Here is a 23,307-nt window from a genome sequence, read left to right on the forward strand (position 1 = left end):
CTGACGGAGAGGTTGGCTCATGACGATCCGAGAGTTCGTGCGCACGGTCTGGTCGGCGAAGTATCTCGTCCTCACCTCGATCGTGGTCGTGGTGGCCGCGTCGCTGTTCTACCTGGACCGCCAGGTGACGATGTACAGCGCGACGGCCGAGGTGCGGCTCCTCGGGGTGCAGACCGCTCAAGGCGGTGAGGAGCTCGTCGAGGTCACGGTGGACACGACGAACGACGACGTCACCGCCGAGCCCGTGCTGGAGGCCGCAGCTCAGGAGCTGGGTGACGAGTCGGCCTCCGACCTGACGGCGGTCGTCAGCTCCGGCGGGAGCGAGGAGGACGGGTCGCTCGTCACGGTCAGTGCGGAGACGAGCGACCCGGAGCGCTCCGAGGCGATCGCGAACGCCGTCGCAGCGGCTTACGTCGACTACGTCCCGGAGCTCCAGGAGCAGCAGCTCGCGACGCTCGACGAGCGGCGCGACGTCCTCGCCGACCAGCTTGAGGACGTCACGCGGCAGCTCGAACGGGACGCGGACGATCCCCTCGCCCTGGCCGAGCAGGAGACGATCGTCGGCGAATACACGTCCCTGACCGAGCGGGTCAACACCCTGGGCTCGATCGCCGAACCTGCCGAGCTCGTCGCACCCGCCGACGGCGCAACAGAGCTCGGGGTCTCGCCGGCGGTCGTGGTCGCGGTCGCCGTCCTGGTCGGCCTGGTCGCCGGGGTCGGGGTGGCCTTCGGCAAGCGGGGCCTCGACGTGCGGGTGCGGACGACGGCGGAGGCGGCGCGGCTCGCCGAGTCCCCGGTGCTCGCCGAGCTCTATGCGGTGCGGGACTCGCGCCGCGACTTCGCGCACACGCACGTGCTACCCGTCTCGAGCAAGGTCGCCACCCCGTTCACCGAGTCGATCCGGGAGCTGCGCACCTCCGTCCAGGTCTCGCTCGACACGTCGAGCTCGGTCATCATCGCGGTGACTGCGGCAGACCCGCACGCGCCGCGGTCGTTCATCACCGCGAACCTCGCGGCGTCGTTCGCCCTGAGCGGTCGCCGGACGATCGCCGTCTCCGCCGACCTGCGGCGCCCGCAGCTCGACCGGATGCTTCCCTTCCCCGACGGGTGGCACGGGGGGCGCACGGGAGTGCGGGGTACGAACGTGCCGAACCTGGGCGTCCTGACGATCACCGAGGACGCGATGGACCCCGCAGACTTCCTCGCGACCGCACGTGCCACCGCGCTCATCGGCGGGCTGCGTGAGCGTGCGGAGGTGATCGTGATCGACGCGCCACCGGTCCTCGCGGCGGCGGACGCGACGATCCTCGGACGGTACGCGGACGGCGTCGTGCTCATCGCCTCGGCGGGCCGGACGGACGCGGCCGTGCTGAAGGAAGCGGCCGAGAGGCTCCGCACGACGAACGTCAAGCTCTCCGGCATCGCGCTCGAGGGAGTCAAGAGCGATCGGCGGATGCTGTACGCGTCGACGTACGGCGAGGACGACGGCGGCGGGGAGTCGCGGCTGCGTTCGCTGGTACGCCGGTCGGAAGCGCCGCCTCCCGAGAACCTGGACGTCGCCGCCGCCGAGCCGGTGGCGGACCGATCGGGTCGCGCGCAGGCCGTGCCCGTGTGGGACGCGATCCCGGCCTCGCGTGACGCCTCCGGAGCGAGTCCGCCCGAGCTGTCCGCGGACACTCGGGGCCCTGGTCCGGTCAGGCGGGAACCTGCACCGGTGGACGGGCGTCGGCCACCGGCGTCTCGATGACGGGGAACCCGCTCGCCGGACCGCTGCCCGGGGCGCTGCGGGTGCTCGTCCTCGACCACACGGCAGAGCCGGGTGGTGCCGAGCTCGCACTCGTCCGACTGTGCGCCGCGCTCGGCCCGGACGTCAGTGTCCGGGCGGTGCTCTTCACGGATGGACCGCTGCGCCCCGCTCTCGAGGCGGTCGGGGTACCGGTCGACGTGGTCGAGCTGGATCCCGGTGTCGCCGGCCTTGATCGGAGGGCAGCACTCCGGGCCGGCCCGGACGTTCTGCGCCGGGTGCTCCGCACGACGGGCTTCCTCGTCCGCGTCGCCCGTCACCTGCGACGGCTGCGGCCCGACGTCGTGCACACGACCTCGCTCAAGGCCGACCTGCTCGGCACGATGGCCTGCCTCCTCACGGGCCGTCGGCTCGTGTGGTACGTCCACGACAGGATCGCCGCCGACTATCTCCCGCGCCCCCTCGTCGGGCTGGTCCGTGCCGCGTCCCGTGTGCCGCGTGCGGTGATCGCGAACTCCGCGGCGACCGCCCGGACGCTGCCCCGACGGTCGGTCGTCGCCTATCCCGGTTTCTCGGCCGACCAGGTGGCGCCCCGAGGAGCCGGCGCTCCGTCCGGCGCCCCGGTCGTCGGGATCATCGGCCGGATCAGCCCGACGAAGGGCCAGCTCGAGCTCGTCCGGACCATCCCGGAGCTGCTGGCACGCTACCCGGGCCTGACCGTCCGGATCGTGGGCGGCGTGATGTTCGGCGCGGAGGACTACGACCGGCTGGTACGTGCCGAGGCGAGTCGGCTCGGTGTCGCGCAGCACGTCGAGTGGACGGGCCACGTCGAGCGCACGGCGGACGAGCTGGACCGGCTCGACGTCTGCGTCCATGCCTCGCCCCTGCCGGAGCCGTTCGGGCAGGTGGTCGTCGAGGCGATGGTCCGTGAGGTGCCCGTCGTCGCCACGCGTGCCGGCGGGGTGACCGAGATCCTCTCGCGGCCCGACGGAGACCTGGGCGTCCTCGTGGAGCCGGGTGACGTGCGGGCTCTCCGGGCCGGCATCCTGAGCGTCCTGGACGATCGCGCCGCAGCGGTGGTCCGGGCCCGGCGGGCACGTGTCGACGCCCTCGAACGGTTCTCCGTCGAGCAGACAGCCGCCGTGGTCAGCGACGTGTGGCGCCGTGCCGCCGGACGTCGGCGATGACGTCCGCCATGCGCGCTGCCTGACGCCGCCAGGTCGGGATGTCCGCCGCGAGACCCCGGGGCTCGTCGGGGGTGCGGACCACCGCGGCGAGGACCGCCGCCGGGAACCCCGCCGCATCCACGCTCGTCACCGCCGGGTCCGGGCAGTCGTGGAAGCCGGCGACGGGGGTGGACACCACCGGCCGACCCACCGCCCGGTACTCGTAGAGCTTGAGCGGGTCCAGGCTCGCCGTGAAGTCGTTGACGAGGTGCGGGACCAGCAGCACCGTGGCGTGCTGGAGGTAGGCGGGGACGTCGGTCCAGGGCCGCGCGCCGAGCAGGACGACACCCGCGTCCCGCAGGAGCTCTCGATCCTGTTCCGAGACGTCGACGACGGGGCCGACGACGACGGCGGTCGCACGTCCGGCGAGGGCCTGCACCGTCCTGGTCAGGAGAGGCACGTCGAACCTGTCCGGGTGGACGGTGCCGAGATAGAGCGCGACCGGTCCGGCGGGCAGGTCCGGCGGTCGCCGGGCGGGCGCCCGGTACCGGTCGACGTCCACCGCGTTGGTCAGGAGCGTGACGTCCCCGGCCCCGGCGCGTCGTCGCCGCTTGCCCTTGGTACGGAACAGGTCGGGGGAGCAGACGGTCACGGCGGCGCACCGCTCGAGCAGCAGGGCCTCGTCAGCATCCAGTCGTGCCCGCTCGGCGGGCGTCCGTTCGGCAGCGGTCCAGTCGTCCGTGACGTCGTAGAGGGCGGGCCACGCGCTCGAGGCGACCAGGGAGGCGGCCGCCGGGTCGTTGACCCAGAGGACCGGTGCGTCGGCGCCGATGGACCGTGCGGCGCGGCGCACGCCGCGAGCCAGGCGGGCGTCGACGTGGGGGTCGATCCGGCGCGGCAGCAGCTTGGTCGGCTGGTAGAGCCACAGCCGGTCGGCACCCGCGTCCTCGGACGGCGGCCGGTGCAAGCCGCGCCCGGGCCGGGGTCGAACGCGCCGGCTGAGCTGGTGCAGAGGATCGGCCGGTGGCTCGACGAACAGCACGCGCAGGCTCGTATCGGCCCGCATGAGCTCGGTGACGAGATACTGGTTGCGGCGTCGTACGAGGTCCCAGTCCTCGAGGGAGATCACCACGAGATCGTTCGAGGCGTCGTGGTCGGCGGGTCCGCCCACCAGGCTGCGGTACACGGCGTCGGTCGCGGACCGTTGGGCCTCGGGTGTGTACCGCCGGCGCTGCCTCTCCCGTGCGGCGACGCCGTAGGCGTCGCGTCGGCGCGGGTCGGCGGCAAGCTCGGAGAGGTGCTTGCCCGCGACGGTGGCGTCCTGCGGCGGGTAGCACGCGAGCGGATCCAGGCCGTCGAGGAGCTCCAGGTGTCCACCGGCTCCCGCGGCGACGACCGGCAGGCCGCTCGCCATCGCCTCGAGGACGCTCAGACCGAGGCCCTCCACGGTGCACGGCGCCAGGAACAGCCCGGCGTGCACCATGAGCTCGTCGACGTCCGAGCGGTCGCCGAGGAACCGGACCGAACCGGTCAGCCCGAGCGCGTCGGCCTGCTGCGTCAGGTGCGGTCGCTGCGAGCCCTCACCGGCCACGTGCAGCTCCCACCCGCCTGCCGCGAGCCCGGAGGCGGCGAAGGCCTCCAGGCCGAGGTCGGTGCGCTTCTCCGGTTCGAGCCGCTGGGCCATGAGCACGACCCGGGGCCGGTCGGCCGCGGACGGTCCGTCGGGGCGGCCGTCGATGCCCGGGGGGACGACGACGCTGTCGCCGTCGACGTGCGCAGCGACGTACTCGCTGATCGAGACCTGCGCCCGCACGGCATGGCGCGCCAGCATCGCGGTCAGCGCGCCCAGAGGTCCGGAACCACGGGGGCGCCCGAAGTGGCGGGTCGTGACCACGGGCGGGAAGCGCCCCGGACGGATCGTCCGCGCCGCGATCGAGGCGGCAGCCTCCGCGGCAGTCATGTGGGTGTGGACGACGTCGACGTGCTCGCCGACCCTCCGGAGCGCGCGCACCACCGCCCGTGTCGTCGCCGCGGGGACCAGCCGGATCGAGGGGTCGGCCAGCGCTGCACGCATCCGAGCGGGGTCGCCCCCGATGACGCACACCTCGTCCCCCGCGGCGGACTGCGTCGCGGCGAGCCGTGCGACGTGCCGCTCGACCCCGGCGAAACCGTCGGAGCGGATGGCGTGGACGATCCTCATCGCGCCCTCCGGGGTGCCGGCCGGGCGTCGCCCGCTCGGGCCGCCGCCATCGTCGTGACGAGGTCCAGGTAGCTGCGGGCCACGTCACCCCAGGAGTTGCGCTCAGCCGTCGCCCGCGCCGCGAGGGCGAGCGAGGCGCGGTCGGCGTCGCGCAGTCGGTGGACGGCCCGGGCGATCGCGGCGGGGGTCGGTTCGACGACGTAGCCGCAGCCGCCGTCGTCGACCACGTCCGGCACGCACCCCACCGGCGTCGCGATGACCGGCACCCCGCAGGCGAGCGCCTCCAGCACCACCAGGCCGTACGACTCGTAGGCGCTCGGCGTGACGAGGGCGTCCGCCGCGTGCAGGATCGGTCGCGGGTCCGCTCGGCGGCCGACGGCACGGACCCGCTCGCCGACCCCTAGCGCGCGGACACGCTGGTCCAGCGCCGCGACCATGTCCGTAGACCCGCCGACGACGACGAGCCGCACCTGCGGGGGCAGCAGGGTGAGTGCGTCCAGGACCAGGGGGAGACCTTTGCGATCGTACTCGTGGCCGATGAAGACCAGGGCGACGTCGTCGGGTCCGAGGCCGAGGGACCTCCGTGCCGCCGACCGTTCCTCCGCGGAGGGGGGCCGGTACCGCTCGACGTCGATCCCGTTGCCGATGACCACGGCTCGCGTCGTCATCCGGGGGTAGACGGCGGCGAGCGCGCGGCTCTCCTCCGCGGTCAGGTTGACCACCGCCCGGTGGGTCCCGTGCTGGTAGCGCCACATGTCCCGCAGCGCGGTGAAGAGGTGCAGCGGGTTGCGGAGCATGCGCCAGACGTAGCCTCCCCGTGAGGCCATGGCGACGCGGAGGATCCCGTGGTTGACGTAGACGTCCCCGGCCAGCGCGTCGTTGTGGCACACCCCCACGGTGCCCGGCTCCTCGGCGAGCCTCCGACGGGCCAGCACCGATCCGACGGTCGAGAACCAGACCACGCGGGCGAGCAGGGTCAGCTTGCCGAGCACGCCGGGTCCCGGCTCCGGCAGCCAGCCGCCGTGCGCGTCGTCCAGGGTGAACTGTCCGACGTCGACGCCCGCTGCACGCCACTCCTGCTCCAGGTGGTGGGCCACCGCGGCGACGCCCGTCCCCGGGCCGATCGTCGGGACGATCTGGAGGATCTTCATCGGGCCACCATCTCCTGCACCGAGCGGAGCTCGTCGACGGGCAAGGACGTGCCGGTCCGCTGCCGTGCCTCCTGCCGGGCGCGGGCGTAGTCCTCGGCCCCGAGGCACACCCCGATCACGGCGAACGGGACCGAGACGACCACGGCGGCCCAGAACAGGTCGAACTGTCCCTGGATCAACCGCATGAGCAGGATCGAGAACGCCAGCGTGCCGAACCGCGGGTCGATCCGCCACAGCACGACGAGACCGCCGAGGAACAGCACCAGGAAGCCGGCGAGACCGACGACGCCTGCTGACGAGAGCATCTCGAGCTCGGCGTTGGGGGGCTGGAAGACGAACTCGGTCCGATCTGTCGTCCACCAGCGCAGTCCCATGCCGAACCAGGGGCTGCGCTGCCAGACGTCGATCGCGTCCTCGTACCAGGTCAGCCGTTGGTTGGCGGAGTTGAACTCGTTGTCCTCGGAGAGCTGCTCCTGGACGGCGCCCCACACGAAGTAGATCGCCGGGATCGCCGCGAGCAGGATGATCTTGGACCGTCGGCGGTCCGGGTCGGCCCGCAACGTGATGAGGATGACACCCACGGCGAGCCCGACCAGCGCCTGCCGTGCCTGGGACGCGAGCACCGCCAGCGCACAGATCCAGAAGGAGGCCTGGGCGAACCACGGCGGCCAACCCACCCACCAGGGTCGGGCGTAGGCCACGAGCGCCGCAAAGGCCACCACCGACCCGATGAGGTTCTTGTGCATGGCGTAGGGCCACTCGAGGTAGACCGGTCCCGTCTGGCCCGCGGCGAGCTGTTGCAGCGCGGTGAGGCAGGTCAGCACCGAGATGGCGAGGCACACCGCGAGGAAGAGGGTCAGCCCGATGCGCGCTCGCCCCGCTCGCCCCACGGCCCAGCCGACCACCAGCGCGCCACCGACCGACAGCCAGGCGTGGAACCATTCGACCGTGTTGGCGAGGTACGGGTTGACCAGCACGGTGAAGAGCGTCGCGACCTGGTAGGCGGCTGCCAGCCACAGCATGGAGCGCATGGGCCGCGAGTAGGGGCGCGGTGCGAGGACCAGGGCGAGCCAGAAGGCGCCGAAGAGGGCGAAGTCGGACATCGACAGGTCGAGCCCGCCCCCGCCGACCCGCTCGACGACGACGAGTGCGGGCATCGCGAGGACGGGGAGCGCCACGGGTTCGTAGACGGTCAGGCCGACGACGAGCACCAGCGCCGCCCCGGCCACGGCGAACAGCGTGTAGCCGGGCACGAGGTACCCGATCAGGGCGAGCACCCCCGCGACCACGAGGACGCCGGCGAGCCACGCCGCGGAACGCCGGATCACGAGGCCCTGACCGTCGGGTGCGACGACGCGCGGAGCCTCGCCTCGGTGCGTGCCGGGCCGCGCAGGTAGGACCGCAGCCTGCGCTGCGCGGCGGCGCCACGCGCACCGCGCAGCAGCAGCGTGCGCGGCGCGGCGCCCACGACGGCGCCGACCCGAGCGATCCGCCAACCGAGGCTGCCGTGATGCTTGCGCAGGAAGTGCTCCTGCGACGCGTGGAAGTGCACGTCGCGGCGCCCTGGGTCCGTGCTCGTGGCACCACCGGCGTGCACCGCCCGCGCCTCCGGCACGACGACGTGCCGCCATCCGGCACGGTTGGCCCGGAACGCCCAGTCGGTCTCCTCGGCGTAAAGGAAGAACCGTTCGTCGAATCCCCCCACCTCGGCCAGCGCCTCGGCACGGAGCAGGAGCACCGATCCCACGACGAACGACCGCGTGGCCGGCACGCGCCGCAAGGCTCCGAGACCGAGGGCCTCGACCCAGGTCGCAGCCGGTGACGGGTACGGCCAGACGACGCGGGCCGGGGTGCCGTCGTCGTCCACCTGCGACGGGCCGACGCTCGCCGTCCGTGGCCGAGCGTGCAGCGCCGTCTGCAGCGTGACGACATCGTCGGGGCTGACCACGGCATCCGGGTTGAGCAGGAGCACGTCGGCGCCCGGCTCCTGCCGGTGAGCGAGAGCGTGGTTGACCCCCGCGGCGAAACCGCCGTTGCGCCCGGGATCGAGGTAGCGCCCGCCGGCATGCTCGGTGATCTCCCGGATCTGTGGCATCGAGGAGTTGTCGACGACGGTGAGCGTGAACTTCCCGGACAGCGGCTCGAGCGCCGCCCGCACGAGGTCGGGCGCACCGTAGGCGACCATGACCACCTCCGGCAGCGCGGGGGCGGGCGCGATGGGCGGCGCCGGCGTCAAGAGTCCGAGCGCGGACGTGTACAGCTCGTGGTGCCGACGGGCCACCGCCTGCCACGAGCACGACGCCGCGCGGGCAGCGCCGGCGTCACGGAGCCGCTCGGCGAGCCCGGGCTCGTCACGCACCCGCAGGAGGGCGTCGCGCAGGGCGGCGGGGTCGTCGGCCGGGACGAGGAGCCCGGCGCCGCCGACGACGTCGGGCAGGGCCCCGGTGTCCGTGGCGACGACCGGCACACCGCACGCCATGGCTTCGACGGCGACCCGGCCGAACTGCTCGACCCACCCTGGTGTTGCCCGGGACGGGACCGCGAGGACGTCGAGCGAGCGGTAGAACGCCACGAGGGCGTCATCACCGAGGGCGCCGACGAAACGGACGGAGCTCCCTGCCCCGCGCGCCTCGGCCTCGAGTCGTCGACGGGCCGGGCCGTCACCCGCGAGGTCGAGCTGCAGGCCCGGCTCGGCGGCGACCGCGCGGAGCAGGACGTCGACGCCCTTGTGGTCGGCGAGGCGGCCCGCGTAGCCGACGCGCCACGGGCGACCGTGCCGCAGGCCCCCTGAGCCGTCCGGGCCGGGGGAGAAGCGCTCGAGATCGACCCCGAGCGGGATGACCTCGACGCGTCCGGCCGCGCCCTTGTCGGCGCAGATCCGTCCGGCCTGCTCGTTGCAGACCGAGACGCCCGCCGCCTCCCGCAGCGCGCGTCGCTCGAACCACCGGAACGGCCACGGGTACCGCTTGCGCAGGTTCTGCGCCGAGTAGAGCACGAACGGTGGCGCCGGACGACGTCCCAGCAGCGCTCGCAGCCGGCGCAGGGCGAGGACCTCGGCGGTCGCCAGCGCGAACGGCTCCTCGTGGACGTCGATCAGGTCCCAGTCGTCGCCCAGTGCCCTCCACAACGCGACGGGGTCGTAGACGAACAGCGCGGGGTGCCCGCCGAAGGTCCGCACGCCGCGCACCGGCTCGCCGGGCCGGGGGACGAGCGGCACGACGGCCCCGCCCTCGTCCCAGGAGCGTGCCGCCAGCAGCCGGACGTCCAACCCACGCGCGCGCAGCTCGCGCTCGCGCTCGCGCCACGCGTCGACGACGGCGCTGTGCGAGACGCGGAGGACCTTCATGTGGAAGATTGTCCCGCAGCGGCCCCCGAATCCTGCGGGATCGCGCCGATTTCACCCCACGCTCACCCGGCCGTACCAGTGGGTCGACGACGGAGGTCACCGTGCAGCGCAGCGACGACGAGTCCTCGTCGGCACCGCGGGTGAGCGTGGTCGTGGCGACCAACCGGGGTGGTCCGTTCCTCGCTGAGGCGCTCGCCTCGGTCGCGGCACAGTCGCTGCCGGTCGCCGAGCTGGTCGTGGTCGACGACGGGTCGCCCGACCCGGACGCCCTGGAGGCGATCGTCTCCGAGGTCCCGCGGGCTCGGCTGGTCCGGATCGCGGCCTCGGGCGTCTCCGCAGCCCGCAACCACGGTGTCGCGGCGACGAGCGGTGAGGTGCTGGGGTTCCTCGACGACGACGACCGGTGGCACCCCGAGCGCGTCGAGCGGGCCGTCGCCGCGATGCTCGCGCGACCGGACGCCGTCGTGAGCTACTGCGGGATGCGGACCGTCGACGCCGACGGAGCCGAGCTCGTCGCCGCCGACCAGCGGCCCGCGACCGACGAGGCCGCCGTCGTCCGGGGGCCGGGCGTCATGCTCCCGAACCTGATGGTGAGGCGTGCGGCGTTCGACGCCGTCGGCGGCTTCGACCCGGCGTACCGGCAGGGCGAGGACCTCGACCTCGTGCTCAGGGCAGCGGCGCTCGGGCCGTTCACCTTCGTCCCGGAGACGCTCGTGGACTACCGGTACCACGCCACGAACACGACGCGCTCGTACCGGGATCTTGCGATGAGCATCCGCACGATCCTGCGGCGGCACCGGGCGTCGGCGCTCGACGCCTCCCGTGCCGATGTCGTCGAGGCCTACGACGAACGGCTCCGGGCGAACGACCGGTTCGCCTGGTGGAGCGCGGCGCGGGCGGCACGCGCGGCGCTGCGCGAGCATCGACCGGGAGCTGCGCGCTCCGACCTCGGGTGGGCGGTGGGTTTCGCCCCGCGGGGACCCTGGTGGTGGCTGCGTGCACGTCTCGTGCGCCGCTAGCGCAGGTCAGCGACCGGCGCCGGCGTGCAACGTCCGCGGGTCCGTCGAGCTCACCCGCGGCAGAGCCGGGTCGATGCGCGTCAGGCGCCACCCCAGCGACCAGCTGACCCGCCAGCCGACGTCGGCGAGGTCGCCGGGCCGCCGTACCCGGACCGCCCTGCGCAGAGCACGGCCGATCCGGCGGGCCCCTCGCGACAGCACCTGGGCCAGGCGGCGGGCAGCCCGCCGCACAGGGTCGGAACCGACGGCTGCCGCCCCGTCCGCCGCCACGGTCGTCGGGGCCTGCCCTGCTCCCTGCTCGACGAACTCCTGGTAGCGGTGCAGCAGACGACGTTCACCGGCGCCGTAGGCGTAGGCCTGCCGGCACACCCGCCACAGCCCGTCGCGGCGACGCACGTGCAGGAGGATCTCCGGCACGAACACGAGCTCGTGCCCGCAGAGCTGGACACGCAGGCAGAAGTCGTCGTCCTCGGCGGTGCGGGCACCCTCGTCGAAGCCGCCCACCTCCTCGAAGACGGCGCGGAGCACCCCCATGTTTCCGGACCCCGCCGTGACGAACTGCGGCAGGAACGGCTTGACCGTGAGCGCCTCCGTCTGGGCGGTCCAGCTCACCGCGGACCCGGCGCCCTCGTTGAGCACCGAGCCCTCGAAGGGGCCCGCGACGAACTCGTGCTCGTCGAGCGCGTGCCGCACGGCGAGGACCCACCCGTCGCCGACCTGGTCGTCCGCGTCGCAGAAGGCGATCCGGGGGGCGCGCGCCTCCCCGACCCCGATGTTGCGGGCCGCGCTGGGCCCGCACCGAGCCGAGGCGTCGACCAGCCGCAGCTCGGGCATGCGCGTCGCCGCCCAGTCGTCCACCAGGGCGGCGGTGCCGTCCGTCGAGCCGTTGTCGCACACCAGCACCTCCCAGGGCCACGGGGGCCGTTGAGCCAGCAGGGCCGCGAGCTGGGTGGGCAGAGTGGTCCGGGCGTCGTAGGCGGGGATGACGACGGCCAGCTCGGGGACCGTGTCCACGCCTCCGGTCATCGGCGCACCATCCGTTCGCGCGCGACGCTCTTCACGACCCGGTGGCGGGAGGTCAGGGCGTTGGTCGTGGTCCCGGTGTAGCCGTCGGCCCGGGTCGCGGTGAGGATCCTGTCGAGGACCTCCCCACGGTCGAACGCCGGGAGACGCTCACCGGGACCGAGCGTCTCGGGGTCCGCCCGGGTGTCGTGCAGGAGCAGGATCGCTCCGGGGAAGACGGCGGCCAGGGCCCGGTCGGCGACGGCGCTGGCCGCGTCGTCGACCCAGTCAAAGGCGTCGCCGGACCAGATCACGAGCTCGAGCCCGAGCCCGCGGACGCCGCGGGCCTGGCCCCAGGTGTGCTCCCCGTAGGGCGGGCGGTATGACCGCACGGCGCGGCCGGCGACGTCCTCGACCTCGGCGCGGGCGTCCCGGATCATGGAGACCGCGTCACGGTCGGACAGCGTCAGCAGGGAGCGGTGGTCCCGCCCGTGCAGCGCGATCTCGTGCCCCTCGTCGACGATGCGTCGCAACAGCCCGGGGTGGCTCCGCACCGCGGCGGAGAGCACGTAGAAGGTGGCGCGGGCACCGTGCCGGGCCAAGGTGTCCAGGACGGCCGGCGTCGAGCGCGGGTCCGGACCGTCGTCGTACGTCAGGGCGAAGACCTTGTCGTCGGTGTCGACGCAGAAGGTGCCTAGAGCGCGGGTGAGGGCCGCCGGGACACGGCCGCGTGCGTAGGCGACGCCGCGGAACGCCCCGGCGGGCGGCACGTCCTGCTCGATGTCGCGTCGACGGACGACGAGAGGTGTCACGTCAGGCGTCCTTCCAGCGCGTCGAGCTTGCGGCGGTCCGCAGCCGAGGAGGACGCAGCCAGGTCGCGGCGCAGCAGCTGCACGGCATCGTCGAGGGTGACGCCCAGGACATGGTGGAACGACCAGTCGTCGTCCGGGTCGAAGGCCGGGTCGAGGGGCCGGTCGCGCGGCGCCGGGTCGTCGCCGGTGATGTCCCCCGAGGCGAGGAACGGGATGCCGGGTGTCCGGCGGCCGAACGTCTCGAAGTCCGTGACCACCGGCCGCCCGTCGAGGAACCAGACGTTGTGCGGCTGCAGGTCACCGTGCAGGTACCCGGCGAGGTAGATCTCGAGCAGCACGTCGAGCGCCCACGCGCCCATCCGTCCCCGCTCGGCCGAGGTCATCGAGCGGCACGCCAGGTCGAGCCGCGCTGCGTCGGGGAGGCGGGGGACGGAGAACCCGCGACGGTGCCACCGGGTCACGGGCATCCGCCACGGCCGGTCGCCGAACAACTCGCTGCTGAGCCGTTCGGCGGCGAACCCTCGACGACCGAGGTCGCCTCGGGAGAAGTACTTGCCGACGGTCTCCTGCCCTCGGGTGTGCGAGAAGACCGTGACAGCATAGGCAGTGTTCTTCACGTAGGTCGCGCGCGGCGGGCAACCGTAGAGGTAGACGAGCTTGACGCGTCCGGTCAGCCGGCTGGCGACCGTACGCCGCACCCCCGCACCGGCGTGCACGTCCCGGCCCACGGGCGCACCTGTGTGCTGCTCGGCCGTCACGCGGACCTCCCGGTCGACGTCCTGAACCTGTCCCGGGCCCGTCGGTACACCCCGCGCAGCAGCGTCGAACGGGCGGCGAGCCGGGCGGGCCAGGAACCGCGGACGGAGTGCCACAGGTCGGCACGGGCAGCAGCGATGCTCGTCGGCTCCGCCGGAGTCAGACGCAGCCGGGAGACGAACGCCTCGTTGCGGTGCACGCCGGCGTCGCTGGGACGTGGCAGTCCGTAGCCGTGGGCGGACAGGAAGCCGTCGAGGACCGAGGCCGCGACGTCGTCGTCGGTGACCCGCGAAGCCGTCCCGCCCGGTAGGCCGACGGCGCTGCCCAGGGCACCCAGACGAGGTATGTACCGGGGCTTCACCTGCGGCTTCTGGACTTTCGCGTGGTAGAGCAGGGAGAAGAAGTGGTCGTCCGCGCGGGGTACGGCCACCCCTCCGCGCCACGCACGACGCTCCAGCGCCGCGTCCTGCCATCGCCGATCCAGGTACCCGTCGCCGATGCTGCGGACGTCGAGGACGACGGCCTGCCCCGCCACCGTGCAGCCGAACTGGGCGCCGTCGCCCCCCGGGTCGAGCGGGCGGGCGTTCGCGACCGCGGCGAGGTCGGTCTGGTCACCTGCGAGGAGGTCGATCTCGCGGTCGTCCTCGAGCTCGTCGGGCAGGAGCTCGAAGTTGCGCAAAACCAGGTACTCGCTCGTGAGGCGGAGGGTGTCGAACAGCTCGGACAGGTCGCGCCACCCCGCGCTCCCCACGATGTCGTCGCAGAGCTCCTCGCGGGCGGGCTCGGCCCCGGAGCGGGCGACCACCGCACGCAGCCGGCCCGGGCCCAGCAGGAGCGTCCCGTCACGGAAGAACTCCCGCAGGTTGTTGCTCGAGTGGACGCGGTAGCCCCCGGTGAGGGCACGGGCCGCGGACTTCACCTCGGCGATGTGCAGGTTGGTCAGCTCGACGTAGCCCGAGACGTTCTGCCGGTACCCGTACCGCGGTGCGAGGTCCTCGACGACGACCAGGAGGAACGGCTCGTCGCCGACCTCCTGCGGCTTGGGCGAGGTGCCGTAGAGGCCCTGGCCGTAGAGGCGTTCGAAGTTCGTGACGACCTCGGCCGCGGACCACGTGACCTCGATCTGCGCGAGGACCCGGAACTCGCGGCGCAAGAGCTCCAGGACCGCTTCTTCGTGCTGCCGTCCCCGGGACCAGACGACGAGGAGCTGCAGGTCGCGGTCGTACTGATGCACGAACGCCTCCCGGTCGTGGCTCCAGGCGAACCGGAGCTGTGCCGGGTCGAACTCCGTGACCGGGACCGTGCCCGTGGCAGGGCGGTCCAGCACCTGACGTTCGGTCATCGTTCATCCTCCAGCGACCGGGGTCGGCTCGGTCGGTACCAGCAGACATCAAACCTACGGCGAGGAACCGCCCGCCGAGTCCGTTCGTGAGGGTGAATCTTCACCAGGAGCGTCGTCCTGGGGCCCGTCTGGTGGTTCGATCAAAGGAGCGGTGCCCGTCGGGCACCACGCCCTGATTCCCCGACCTGCCGAGGTGGCCGACGATGAACAGCCCGGAACGTCGCCGCCCGCTGACCCGCCTCGCCGCGAGCCTGGTCGTGACGGTGCTGGCGACCTGCTTCCTGGTGACGTCCTCCGGTCCCGGGGTCGGGCCCGATCCCAGGACCGCCGTCGCCGCCGTGCCGGACGTGGTCGGAGACGTCCCGGACGAGGCGCGGGAGATCGGCGGCGCCGTCGGGCAGGACGTCGCGGCCAACTTCCCGTCCTCCCACCGGGGACCGGAGGAACCGGACGCCGTCGCGACGTCGTTGTGGTGGTCGTGGACCGCACCCGAGTCGGGTCCCGTCAGGTTCTCGACCGCAGGGAGCGAGCTGGACACCGTTCTACGGATCCGTGCAGGCTCCGCCCAGGGCAGCGTCGTCGCATCGAACGACGACGACGGCGACGTGACGACGTCGGCTGCCACCCTCGAGGCCGAGGACGGCCGCCGCTACCTCGTCGAGGTCGAGGCGCCGCAGGACACGGACGGTTCCGTCACGCTGTCGTGGCAGCCGTCGTCGCCGAGCACGCTGCCCGACGCCGAGCCGGACGTCGAGCCGGAGGCCCCCCCGGGCGCGACCGCCCTGGAGGTCCAGGAGGTCCCGATCACGGGCAACACCGGGGAGAAGCCGCAGTCCAAGCTCTGGTACGCCCACGGAACCTGGTGGGCGGTGCTGGCGTCCGCGAGCACCACACCGGCCGGCACCTGGGTATGGCGCTACGACCACGGGACCTGGACGAACGTCACCCTGGTCGCCTCGCGCTCGGACGTTCGCGCCGACGTCAAGAAGGTCGGCGACGTCGTCCACGCCGTCCTTCATGGTCCGTCCAGCTCGCTCGTGTCCTTGGAGCACGACGCCTCGTCGAACACCTACGTGCCCTGGTCGCAGCGGCCCGACGCGACGCAACTGTCGCTGCCCACCAGCGAGACAGCGACGATCGACGTCGACTCCGCCGGACGTCTGTGGCTGGCCTCGGACACCACCAGCACCGTCCAGGTCCGGTGGTCCGACGCGCCCTACGAGACCTTCTCCGCACCGATCACCATCGCGTCCGGGATCACCGACGACGACCTCGCGGTGGTCACCGCGATGCCAAGTGGGCGGATCGGTGTGCTCTGGTCGAACCAGAGCACGGAGCGCTTCGGGTTCAGGACGCATGTCGACGGGACGAACCCGCAGTCGTGGACCGCTGACGAGCGACCCGCCGAGGACTCGGCGCTCGCCGTCGGCGACGGGATGGCGGACGATCACCTCAACGTGGCCGTCGGTGCGGACGGGACGCTGTACGCCGCGGTGAAGACGTCCTACGACTCCTCGTCGGCGACCACGATCGGGCTGCTCGTCCGCCGTCCGTCCGGCTCGTGGGACCCGCTGTACGAGGTGGACCGGCGGGGCACCCGGCCCGTCGTCGTGCTCGACGAGGAGGTGGCGGCGCTCCGAGTCCTCTACACGGCGAGCGAACAGCTCGACGACATCCTGGAGAAGGTCGTGCCGCTGGACGACATCGACTTCTCCAACGGTGCGGACGTCGTGCTCGACGGCGCCTACAACAACGTGACCAGCGCCAAGGCGAACGTGTCGGGCGAGGTGCTCGCGATGGCGGCGTCGAGCAGCACGACGGGGACGGCACGCCTGGCGTGGACCCGGCCCGGTGCACCGACGGCGGTCGACGGAGCGGTCGCGACGGTCGTCGGCACGCCCGTCTCGGGGATGCTCGAGGCCGAGGGAGCGCGACAGGAGGACCGCTTCGAGATCGTGTCCCCACCCTCGTCGGGTGCTCTCGAGATGCTCGACGACGCGGCGGGGACCTTCACCTACACCCCCTCCACCGGTGGGGTCACAGGTGACTCCTTCACGTTCCGAGTCGGCTCCGAGGGCGTGTGGTCGAACGTCGCCCGGGTGAGCGTGGCGGTGGTGGCGGAGCCGGGTGTGCGGGGGTTGTGGGGTCTGGACGAGGGGTCTGGTCTGGTGGTGGGTGATGGTTCGGGCTGGGAGTCCGGGGGTGTGGTCTCGGGTGGGGCGTCGTGGGTGTCGGGGGTGTCGGGGGTGGATGGTTCGGCGGTGCGGTTCGACGGGGTGTCGGGTCGGGTGTCGGTGGCGGACTCGGTGGCGTTGGACGTGTCGGGGGAGATGACGTTGGCGGCGTGGGTGCGGCCGGAGCGGACGGGGACGCAGTATGTGGTGAAGAAGGCGGAGGGGTATGAGGTCGATGGGTACGAGCTGGGTCTGGCGAGCTCGGGTCGGCCGTTCTTCCGGGTGAACCAGGCGACGTCGGGCAACGACTACCGGGCGGATGGGGTGGCGGCGGTGCCGGCGGACGGTCAGAGGTGGTCTCATCTGGTGGGCACGTTCGACGGTGACCGGGTGCGGTTGTTCGTCGACGGGGTGCAGGTCGCGTCGTTGGCGGGGCCGTCGGAGGTGGCGACGAACGGGTTGCCGTTGGTGATGGGTGATCAGCCTGGTGGGGGGTATCCGTTGCGTGGGGCGGTCGACGGGGTGAGGTTGTACGACCGGGCGTTGAGCGCGCAGGAGGTCACCGCCCTCACCGAGGGGGCTTCCGCCCCGGAGCCGTCGCCGGAGCCGTCGCCCACGCCGGAGCCGTCGCCGGAGCCGTCGCCCACGCCCACTCCGGAACCGACCCCTGAACCGACGCCGACGCCCACGCCGTCGCCGGAACCGACGCCCACGCCGTCGCCGGGGCCCGTGGCCCCCACGGCGTCGGACGCGGAGTTCAGCACGTTCGCAGGGACGCCGGTCGACGGCACGCTCCCGGTCGAACCCGGGGGTGCCGAGGTCCAGATCGAGGTGCTCGACGACCCGAGCACCGGGACCGTCGAGCTGCTGGACCCGTCCCAGGGCGAGTTCCGGTACACGCCGGACGAGGGCGCCGTCGGGACGGCGGCGTTCACCTACCGTGCCGGGCTCGGCGGTGCCTGGTCCGCGCCCGCCACCGTCACGATCGAGGTGCTGATGGCCGCCGATGTCCGTGGCTACTGGAGCCTCGACGAGTCATCGGGGACGACGGCGCACGACGGGTCTGGTCACGGTGCGCACGCCGAGCTGACCGCTGGCGCTTCGTGGGGTGCCGGTTTCCAGGGAGGAGCGGTGCGGCTCGATGGTGCCGGGGGCCGGGTGACCGTCGCCCCCGAGGACCAGCTGGACGTCTCCGAGGCGTTCACCGTCTCGGCGTGGGTGCGGCCGGAGCGGACGGGGACGCAGTATGTGGTGAAGAAGGCGGAGGGGTATGAGGTCGACGGGTACGAGCTGGGTCTGGCGAGCTCGGGTCGGCCGTTCTTCCGGGTGAACCAGGCGACGTCGGGCAACGACTTCCGGATCGACGGGGACGACGCCTACCCGACCGACGGGACGACCTGGACTCACCTCGTCGGCGTCTACGACGGGACCGACGTCAGCTTCTACGTCGACGGCGTCGAGCAGGGGGAGGTCCCCGGGCCGTCCGCGGTGGCGACCAACGACCTGCCGCTCGTCATCGGCGACCAGCCCGGTGGCGGCTATCCGCTCCTCGGGGTCGTCGACGAGGTGCTCCTGCACGATCGAGCGCTCGGTGCCTCGGAGGTGGCCGGGCTCGCTGACCCGGCGCCGTGACCACTGCCGCTCGGGTCACCCGGATCGGCGGGTGACCAGCGACCGGGCTCGACGTGCGGCGACGGCGAACCGGACGGCGGCTCGTGGTGCGAGTCCTCGCGGAGCCACGAGCACCCCGGTGATCGTCCGCCGGTCGCGGTACAGGCGGGTCGGCACCGCGTTGCTGGGATGCATGCACGGGTCGAAGAGCTCGGCGTCGGTGTGCTCCAGCACGTGCTCCTGCTCCAGGACCCGGCCGACCGTGCCTGGGCCGAACCGTGCATACCGCTCGTCATAGGTGTCCATGAGGGCGTAGAGGTGCTTGCCGGACCGCAGCACGATGGACATGTAGACGGTCTCGCTGCCGGCCGTGACGGTGTGCAGGCGTAAGTCGCCGCGGGGACGCATCTCGTCGGCGAGGTCTTCGAACCAGTCCAGCGCACCCGGGGTCACCTTCAGGGCGCCACCGCCGTGGGCCCTGTCGCCCTTCCATCCAGCGGCCTCCAGCTCGACGAACTCCTCGAACGCCTCGGGGTCGTCGCCCCGGTCCGTCAGCACGAGTGGTCCGAGCTCTCGTTGGAGGCTCCGGCCGTGACGAGCGATCTGGCGGCGGCGCGAACGGCTCAGAGCCTGGCGCGGGGGCACGGAGTCGTCGGCGAGGCGCAGCGCTGCCCGTTCGAAACGGTACCGCTCGTACAGCGGGACCCTGCGGTCGTGGCAGGCTCCGGTGAGCACCTGCCACCAGTGCCCGTCCCCGGGCATCAGCGTGAGCTCCACGAGCCCGGGCAGACCGGAGGCGCGCGAGCCGAGGTGGTCGAGCACAGCACCCATCACCTCGCGCGGGCGTTCGGCGTCGACGAGCGGCACGCACAGCGGCGACTCGTTCCCGAGGAACGGGCCGGCCGTGGTCGCATACCGCAGCGGTGCGCCGCGGAACCTGTCGACGACGCTCAGGGGTACGAGGGCGAGCATGCGCGTGTCGTCCTCGACGATCACGAGGCGGATGTCGCGGGACTCCGGCAGGTGTCGTGGCGCTGTCGCGAGATAGGCGGGAGACAGGAACGGGTTCGGTTCCACGGCTCGGTCCGCGAGGTCGGCCCAGCGGACGAGCGTGCGGTCGTCGAGCTCGGTGATCGGCGTCGTGCGTGCCCGCAGCCTGTTCACGCCGGGCCGCCCGTCCGGTCGGGCAGGTCGGCGCCCTCGGCCGTGAGGAGCGCGTGCAGGCACTGGCTCGCGTGACGCCAGCCTTGTGCCCGGGCGTGCTCCACGGCGTGCCGCTGTGCGCGGTCCAGCGCGCCGCCGTCGTCGGCGAGGTGCTCGACGACCGCCGCGAGCGCGGCGGGGTCGTCGGGTGGTACGAGCATGCCGGCCGACCCGACGGCCTCGGGCAGGCCACCGACCTGCGAGGCGACGACGGCGGCGCCGGCGGCCATGCCCTCGAGAGCCGTCAGCCCGAACGGCTCGGGCCACACCGACGGGGCGACGACGACGTCCGCGCGGCCGAGCAGCCGGGGGAGGGCGTCGCGGTCGACGAACGAGGCGAAGTGCACTGGCGAGCGCAGGTCCGCGGCTCGGGTGCGCAACGCACGCTCGTAGCGGGTCAACGGGGCGTCGTGCGCGAAGCCCGCCCGTCCCACGATCGTGACCTCGACGTCGGCCCGGCCGAGCAGCCCGATGGCGTCGAGGAGGACGTGCACGCCCTTGCTGCTGATGACACGCCCGACGTAGACCACGCGTAGGCGGTCGACACGCGGCGTCCGGTGCCCGCCGAACCGGGCGAGGTCGACGCCGTTGCGCACCGTCCGCACCCGTGCCCGCAGTTCGAGGGGCAGGCTGTCACGGACCTGGTCCGCGAGGTAGTCGCTGACGCAGACGACGGCCGCCGCAGGGGCCAGGGTGCGCCGTGCCTCGCCGTGGCCATAGGTCCCGAGCACCTGGTTGTGCGCGTAGAGGACGGGGACGTGTCGGCGGTCGACGAGCGGGACGAGCGCGGGGGCGTTGTGCGCGAGGACGAACGCGGGCGACCAGGCCGCCTGGCCGGCCAGGGCGGCGCGCAGCGTGCGGCGCACCCCGGCACGAGGCAGGCCCAGGCGGGCGAGCGCGACGTCGACGTACCGGTCGGCCGGTCGTGCCGGCACGGGGGAGTACTCGACGGCGTCGGCGCTGGGGTAGCGCTGCGGGTAGGTACCGGCGGCCACGACGACGGTGGCACGCGGTCCACCCGCGGGAGCGCCTGTGCTCAGGCCGTCCACGACGGTCGGGATCGCGCTGCCCGTGCGGGGGGAGAAGTGGTCACCGGGGGTGAGGACGTGGACGAGGGGCCGCGTCACGGCGTGGCGATCCCCTCGGCACGGTCGCGCCGCCGGGCCGCCCACGCCGCCGGTACCCCTGCTGCCAGGCCGCCGAGCTCGGCGACAGACCTGGTCAGCACGACCGGCGACGTGATCCTGCGCAGCAGGCTCCGACGTGAGCCGTCCGCCATCGTCGGGCCGAGTCGGCTGCGGAAGGCCCACAGGTAGGTGCTCTGCTCGCGGGTGACGACCCGGGCGTACCGCGGGAGGCGCGGGTCCCGCCAGCCGAAGTTCCGGGCGAGCAGGACGACGTGGTTGCGCCGCAGGTAGTACAGGTAGCGCCGGTCGAACCGCTTCCCACCCGTCTGGTAGGGCGCCGCGACGTGCCGCACGAGTGCCCGCGGGGCGAAGACGAGCCGGCCACCGGCAGCCGTCAGGCGCAGCGACACGTCGGACTCCTCGCACACGCACGTGCCCGGGTAGTTGCCGCGGATGCCGCCGACGGCCTCCAGCGCCGAGCGTCGGAACGACATGTTCGCGCCGAGCAGGTGGTCGACGTCGATCACCCGGCCCGGGTCCGCACCGAAGTTCCCCGTGAGCCTCCCGTCGGGCAGGAACCTGCCGATCTCCGCCAGCCCCTCGGACTCCTCGCCCTCGATGCCGTTGCTGGCTCGCCCGCCGACCCCGACCACCGTGCCGTCGTCGTACGGGGCGAGGAGCTCGTCCAGCCAGTCCGGTTCGACGTAGGCGTCGTCGTCGATGAACGCCACGACGTCGCCGGCGGCGGCGGCCAGGCCGATCTGTCGCGACTCCGGCATGGTGCCGCGACCCAGGTCGTTCCGAAGGAGTCGCACCGCCGGGAACTCCTCGCGCAGAAGCGAGGCGGTGCGGTCGTCGGGGGACGCGTCGACCACGAGGATCTCGAGCGGGGCGCGACCCAGCCTGGCGAGGTGCTCCAGGCACGTCCGGACGTAGTCGGGCCGCGCATAGGTGATGACGACGACGCTCACGGTCAGGCCCACGGGGCACCTCCGGGGGGTTCGGGCACCGTGACGAGGCGGTACCAGTCGCGGCGGCGCAGGAGCGAGGTGGCAGCTGTGGCCCGTGGTCGGGCCGACCGAGACGCCCAGCGGCGGAACACGGCGGGATCCGAGTACATCGCGGTGTGGCCGGACCAGCCGAACTTGCGGCGCATCGTGTCCGGGTCGCGGACCCACGAGAAGTGCAGCACGGCCTCGTGCGGTGCGACCACCTGGTGCACCGGCGTCTCCTGGTGCTGGTGCGGGTCGGTGTTCCACGGCCGCAGGTCGACGCGGTAGGTCGGGCACGTGGTCTGCCGGGCGAGCTCCAGCCGCGTCCCGGCCCGCACCGCGAGCGGTCCGGGGAACGAGGCGACGGGCCGACCGAGGCGAGTGCTCGCCTCGAGGTAGCGACCGGCGGCGACGCGGGAGTACAGCCAACGCGACGGGTAGGCGAGCGCTGACGTCCCGGTGCCCTCGGCGCGGTGCAGGGCAGTGAAGAAGACGTCGGGATCCGTCATCACCTCGTCGGTGTCGAGCTGGAGGACCCAGTCGGCGCCGCCCGACGCCTCGTCGAGGGCGGCCTGGCGTTGGAAGGTGTCGTTGTCCAGGGGGTCGTGGTCGAGGCGGGCGTAGCGGCCGGGTGAGTGGACGCACTTGCCGTCGACGTCGACCTCCTTGACGATCGCCAGGCACTCGTCGACGGGGAGCGGGGTGCCGGTCCACGACGTCGCCGTCTCGTCGTAGGACAGGACGATCCGGTCCACGTGGTCGTAGTACGCGCTCAGGCTCGCACCGAGAAAGTTCGGGTCCGCGACGAGCACGTAGGCGTTGACACGCATCAGATGTAGTCCGCGAACTCGCGCTCGTTCTTCTGGAAGACGAGGGTGCCGAGCAGGAAGATGAGCGGTGCAGCGACGGCGAGCGCGACGATCTGCCACGTGGCCGGCATCTCCCCGCCGACGAGCGACCAGCGGAACGCCTCGAGGAACCAGGTGATCGGGTTGATGTCGAACAGCCACCGCAGGTTGTCCGGCACCTCGGCGAGCGCGTAGGCCACGGGGCTGGCGTACAGCAGGACCTGGACGGTCCACGGCAGCACGTACTGCACGTCGCGGTACTTGACCATGTAGGCCGCGGCGGCGAGCCCGATGCCGGTGCCGATCAGCACGATGAGGGCCACCCAGACCGGCAGCAGGAGGACGGCCCAGCCCGGGTTGATGCCGTAGACGAACAGCAGCACGACGGCGAGCATCAGGCCCACGGTGAAGTCCACGAGGACCGACGCCATGCTGGAGACCGGTACCAGCAGGCGCGGGAAGAAGACTTTCTGGACGAGCGCCTGGTTGCTCACCATCGAGCCGGATGCCTGGCCCAGCGACTGGTTGAACAGGTTCCAGGCCAGCATGCCCGCCAGGGTGAAGAGGAAGTAGGGGATCGCGCCGGTGGAGAGATCGGCGATCTGCCCGAAGACGACGGTGAAGATGCCCGCGCTCACCAAGGGTTGGAGGATGACCCAGGTGACGCCGAAGATCGTCTGGCGGTACCGGACGATGATGTCGCGCTGGCCGAGGCGGACGGCGACCTCCCGGGCCCTCCACAGCTCACGGGCCGAGGGAAGGTTCCACCGGCTCGGTGGGGTGATGACGGTCTGCCGGACCTGCGTGTCCACGG

Annotated in this window: 17 protein-coding genes; 4 read left to right on the forward strand and 13 right to left on the reverse strand. The window is 72.9% G+C overall.

Features of this window, described 5'->3' with window-relative positions:
• Window positions 1–19: 19 nt before the first annotated feature.
• Window positions 20–1,747 (forward strand): hypothetical protein, encoded by a 1,728-nt coding sequence (locus UQW22_RS09670; RefSeq protein WP_407316538.1) that lies wholly within the window; start codon window positions 20–22, stop codon window positions 1,745–1,747.
• The gene (locus UQW22_RS09675) at window positions 1,744–2,931 is read left to right on the forward strand and encodes a glycosyltransferase family 4 protein (RefSeq protein WP_407316540.1); all 1,188 of its coding nucleotides are present in this window, start codon (window positions 1,744–1,746) and stop codon (window positions 2,929–2,931) included. The genes UQW22_RS09670 and UQW22_RS09675 overlap by 4 nt, the downstream gene beginning before the upstream one ends.
• Here UQW22_RS09675 and UQW22_RS09680 read toward each other — a convergent pair.
• From UQW22_RS09680 to UQW22_RS09695, 4 genes are read right to left on the reverse strand one after another with little or no spacing between them, the layout of a single operon-like run.
• Window positions 2,891–5,110 (reverse strand): glycosyltransferase family 4 protein, encoded by a 2,220-nt coding sequence (locus UQW22_RS09680; protein ID WP_407316542.1) that lies wholly within the window; start codon window positions 5,108–5,110, stop codon window positions 2,891–2,893. The genes UQW22_RS09675 and UQW22_RS09680 overlap by 41 nt on opposite strands.
• Window positions 5,107–6,261: a glycosyltransferase family 4 protein gene (locus UQW22_RS09685; protein WP_407316544.1), complete on the reverse strand. Its 1,155-nt coding sequence runs from the start codon at window positions 6,259–6,261 to the stop codon at window positions 5,107–5,109. The genes UQW22_RS09680 and UQW22_RS09685 overlap by 4 nt, the downstream gene beginning before the upstream one ends.
• The gene (locus tag UQW22_RS09690) at window positions 6,258–7,589 is read right to left on the reverse strand and encodes an O-antigen ligase family protein (RefSeq protein WP_407316546.1); all 1,332 of its coding nucleotides are present in this window, start codon (window positions 7,587–7,589) and stop codon (window positions 6,258–6,260) included. Before UQW22_RS09690 ends, UQW22_RS09685 begins: the two co-directional genes overlap by 4 nt.
• Window positions 7,586–9,607 carry a glycosyltransferase gene (locus tag UQW22_RS09695; RefSeq protein WP_407316548.1) on the reverse strand — a complete coding sequence of 674 codons (2,022 nt, stop codon included), beginning with the start codon at window positions 9,605–9,607 and terminating at the stop codon, window positions 7,586–7,588. The genes UQW22_RS09690 and UQW22_RS09695 overlap by 4 nt, the downstream gene beginning before the upstream one ends.
• 101 nt (window positions 9,608–9,708) lie before the next feature.
• On the opposite strand from UQW22_RS09695, the gene UQW22_RS09700 reads away from it, so the two are divergent.
• Window positions 9,709–10,626, forward strand: a complete 918-nt coding sequence (locus UQW22_RS09700; RefSeq protein WP_407316550.1) for a glycosyltransferase family 2 protein — start codon at window positions 9,709–9,711, stop codon at window positions 10,624–10,626.
• Between the two features lie 6 nt (window positions 10,627–10,632).
• Here the strand turns inward: UQW22_RS09700 and UQW22_RS09705 are convergent, their stop codons facing one another.
• The 4 genes from UQW22_RS09705 to UQW22_RS09720 are packed head-to-tail and all read right to left on the reverse strand — an operon-like array spanning window position 10,633 to window position 14,538.
• Window positions 10,633–11,652 carry a glycosyltransferase gene (locus tag UQW22_RS09705; protein ID WP_407316552.1) on the reverse strand — a complete coding sequence of 340 codons (1,020 nt, stop codon included), beginning with the start codon at window positions 11,650–11,652 and terminating at the stop codon, window positions 10,633–10,635.
• Window positions 11,649–12,440 (reverse strand): polysaccharide deacetylase family protein, encoded by a 792-nt coding sequence (locus UQW22_RS09710; protein ID WP_407316554.1) that lies wholly within the window; start codon window positions 12,438–12,440, stop codon window positions 11,649–11,651. The genes UQW22_RS09705 and UQW22_RS09710 overlap by 4 nt, the downstream gene beginning before the upstream one ends.
• Complete coding sequence (locus UQW22_RS09715) at window positions 12,437–13,198, reverse strand: hypothetical protein (RefSeq protein WP_407316556.1); 762 nt, start codon at window positions 13,196–13,198, stop codon at window positions 12,437–12,439. The genes UQW22_RS09710 and UQW22_RS09715 overlap by 4 nt, the downstream gene beginning before the upstream one ends.
• Window positions 13,195–14,538: a hypothetical protein gene (locus UQW22_RS09720; protein ID WP_407316558.1), complete on the reverse strand. Its 1,344-nt coding sequence runs from the start codon at window positions 14,536–14,538 to the stop codon at window positions 13,195–13,197. Before UQW22_RS09720 ends, UQW22_RS09715 begins: the two co-directional genes overlap by 4 nt.
• Before the next feature lie 203 nt (window positions 14,539–14,741).
• Here UQW22_RS09720 and UQW22_RS09725 point away from each other — a divergent pair, with 203 nt between their 5' ends.
• Entirely contained in the window at window positions 14,742–18,344 is a 3,603-nt protein-coding gene (locus tag UQW22_RS09725) for a LamG-like jellyroll fold domain-containing protein (RefSeq protein WP_407316560.1), read from the forward strand.
• Window positions 18,345–18,359: 15 nt separating this feature from the next.
• Here the strand turns inward: UQW22_RS09725 and UQW22_RS09730 are convergent, their stop codons facing one another.
• From UQW22_RS09730 to UQW22_RS09750, 5 genes are read right to left on the reverse strand one after another with little or no spacing between them, the layout of a single operon-like run.
• Window positions 18,360–19,487, reverse strand: a complete 1,128-nt coding sequence (locus UQW22_RS09730; RefSeq protein ID WP_407316562.1) for a GNAT family N-acetyltransferase — start codon at window positions 19,485–19,487, stop codon at window positions 18,360–18,362.
• Window positions 19,484–20,653, reverse strand: coding sequence for a glycosyltransferase family 4 protein (locus UQW22_RS09735; protein ID WP_407316564.1), 1,170 nt, complete (start codon window positions 20,651–20,653; stop codon window positions 19,484–19,486). Before UQW22_RS09735 ends, UQW22_RS09730 begins: the two co-directional genes overlap by 4 nt.
• Complete coding sequence (locus tag UQW22_RS09740; RefSeq protein WP_407316566.1) at window positions 20,650–21,636, reverse strand: glycosyltransferase family 2 protein; 987 nt, start codon at window positions 21,634–21,636, stop codon at window positions 20,650–20,652. The genes UQW22_RS09735 and UQW22_RS09740 overlap by 4 nt, the downstream gene beginning before the upstream one ends.
• Window positions 21,627–22,475: a hypothetical protein gene (locus UQW22_RS09745; RefSeq protein WP_407316568.1), complete on the reverse strand. Its 849-nt coding sequence runs from the start codon at window positions 22,473–22,475 to the stop codon at window positions 21,627–21,629. Before UQW22_RS09745 ends, UQW22_RS09740 begins: the two co-directional genes overlap by 10 nt.
• Window positions 22,475–23,305: an ABC transporter permease gene (locus tag UQW22_RS09750; RefSeq protein WP_407316570.1), complete on the reverse strand. Its 831-nt coding sequence runs from the start codon at window positions 23,303–23,305 to the stop codon at window positions 22,475–22,477. Before UQW22_RS09750 ends, UQW22_RS09745 begins: the two co-directional genes overlap by 1 nt.
• Window positions 23,306–23,307 lie beyond the last annotated feature (2 nt).

The sequence above is a fragment of the Isoptericola halotolerans genome (assembly GCF_045689585.1).
Taxonomy (GTDB): Bacteria; Actinomycetota; Actinomycetes; order Actinomycetales; family Cellulomonadaceae; genus Isoptericola; species Isoptericola halotolerans_B.

Bases quoted from the DNA above. Each gene is read 5' to 3' on its own strand.
- UQW22_RS09720 (WP_407316558.1), bottom strand. From the start codon at position 14,538: ATGACCGAACGTCAGGTGCTGGACCGCCCTGCCACGGGCACGGTCCCG.
- UQW22_RS09680 (WP_407316542.1), bottom strand. From the start codon at position 5,110: ATGAGGATCGTCCACGCCATCCGCTCCGACGGTTTCGCCGGGGTCGAG.
- UQW22_RS09670 (WP_407316538.1), top strand. From the start codon at position 20: ATGACGATCCGAGAGTTCGTGCGCACGGTCTGGTCGGCGAAGTATCTC.
- UQW22_RS09695 (WP_407316548.1), bottom strand. From the start codon at position 9,607: ATGAAGGTCCTCCGCGTCTCGCACAGCGCCGTCGTCGACGCGTGGCGC.
- UQW22_RS09675 (WP_407316540.1), top strand. From the start codon at position 1,744: ATGACGGGGAACCCGCTCGCCGGACCGCTGCCCGGGGCGCTGCGGGTG.
- UQW22_RS09685 (WP_407316544.1), bottom strand. From the start codon at position 6,261: ATGAAGATCCTCCAGATCGTCCCGACGATCGGCCCGGGGACGGGCGTC.
- UQW22_RS09745 (WP_407316568.1), bottom strand. From the start codon at position 22,475: ATGCGTGTCAACGCCTACGTGCTCGTCGCGGACCCGAACTTTCTCGGT.
- UQW22_RS09705 (WP_407316552.1), bottom strand. From the start codon at position 11,652: ATGACCGGAGGCGTGGACACGGTCCCCGAGCTGGCCGTCGTCATCCCC.
- UQW22_RS09725 (WP_407316560.1), top strand. From the start codon at position 14,742: ATGAACAGCCCGGAACGTCGCCGCCCGCTGACCCGCCTCGCCGCGAGC.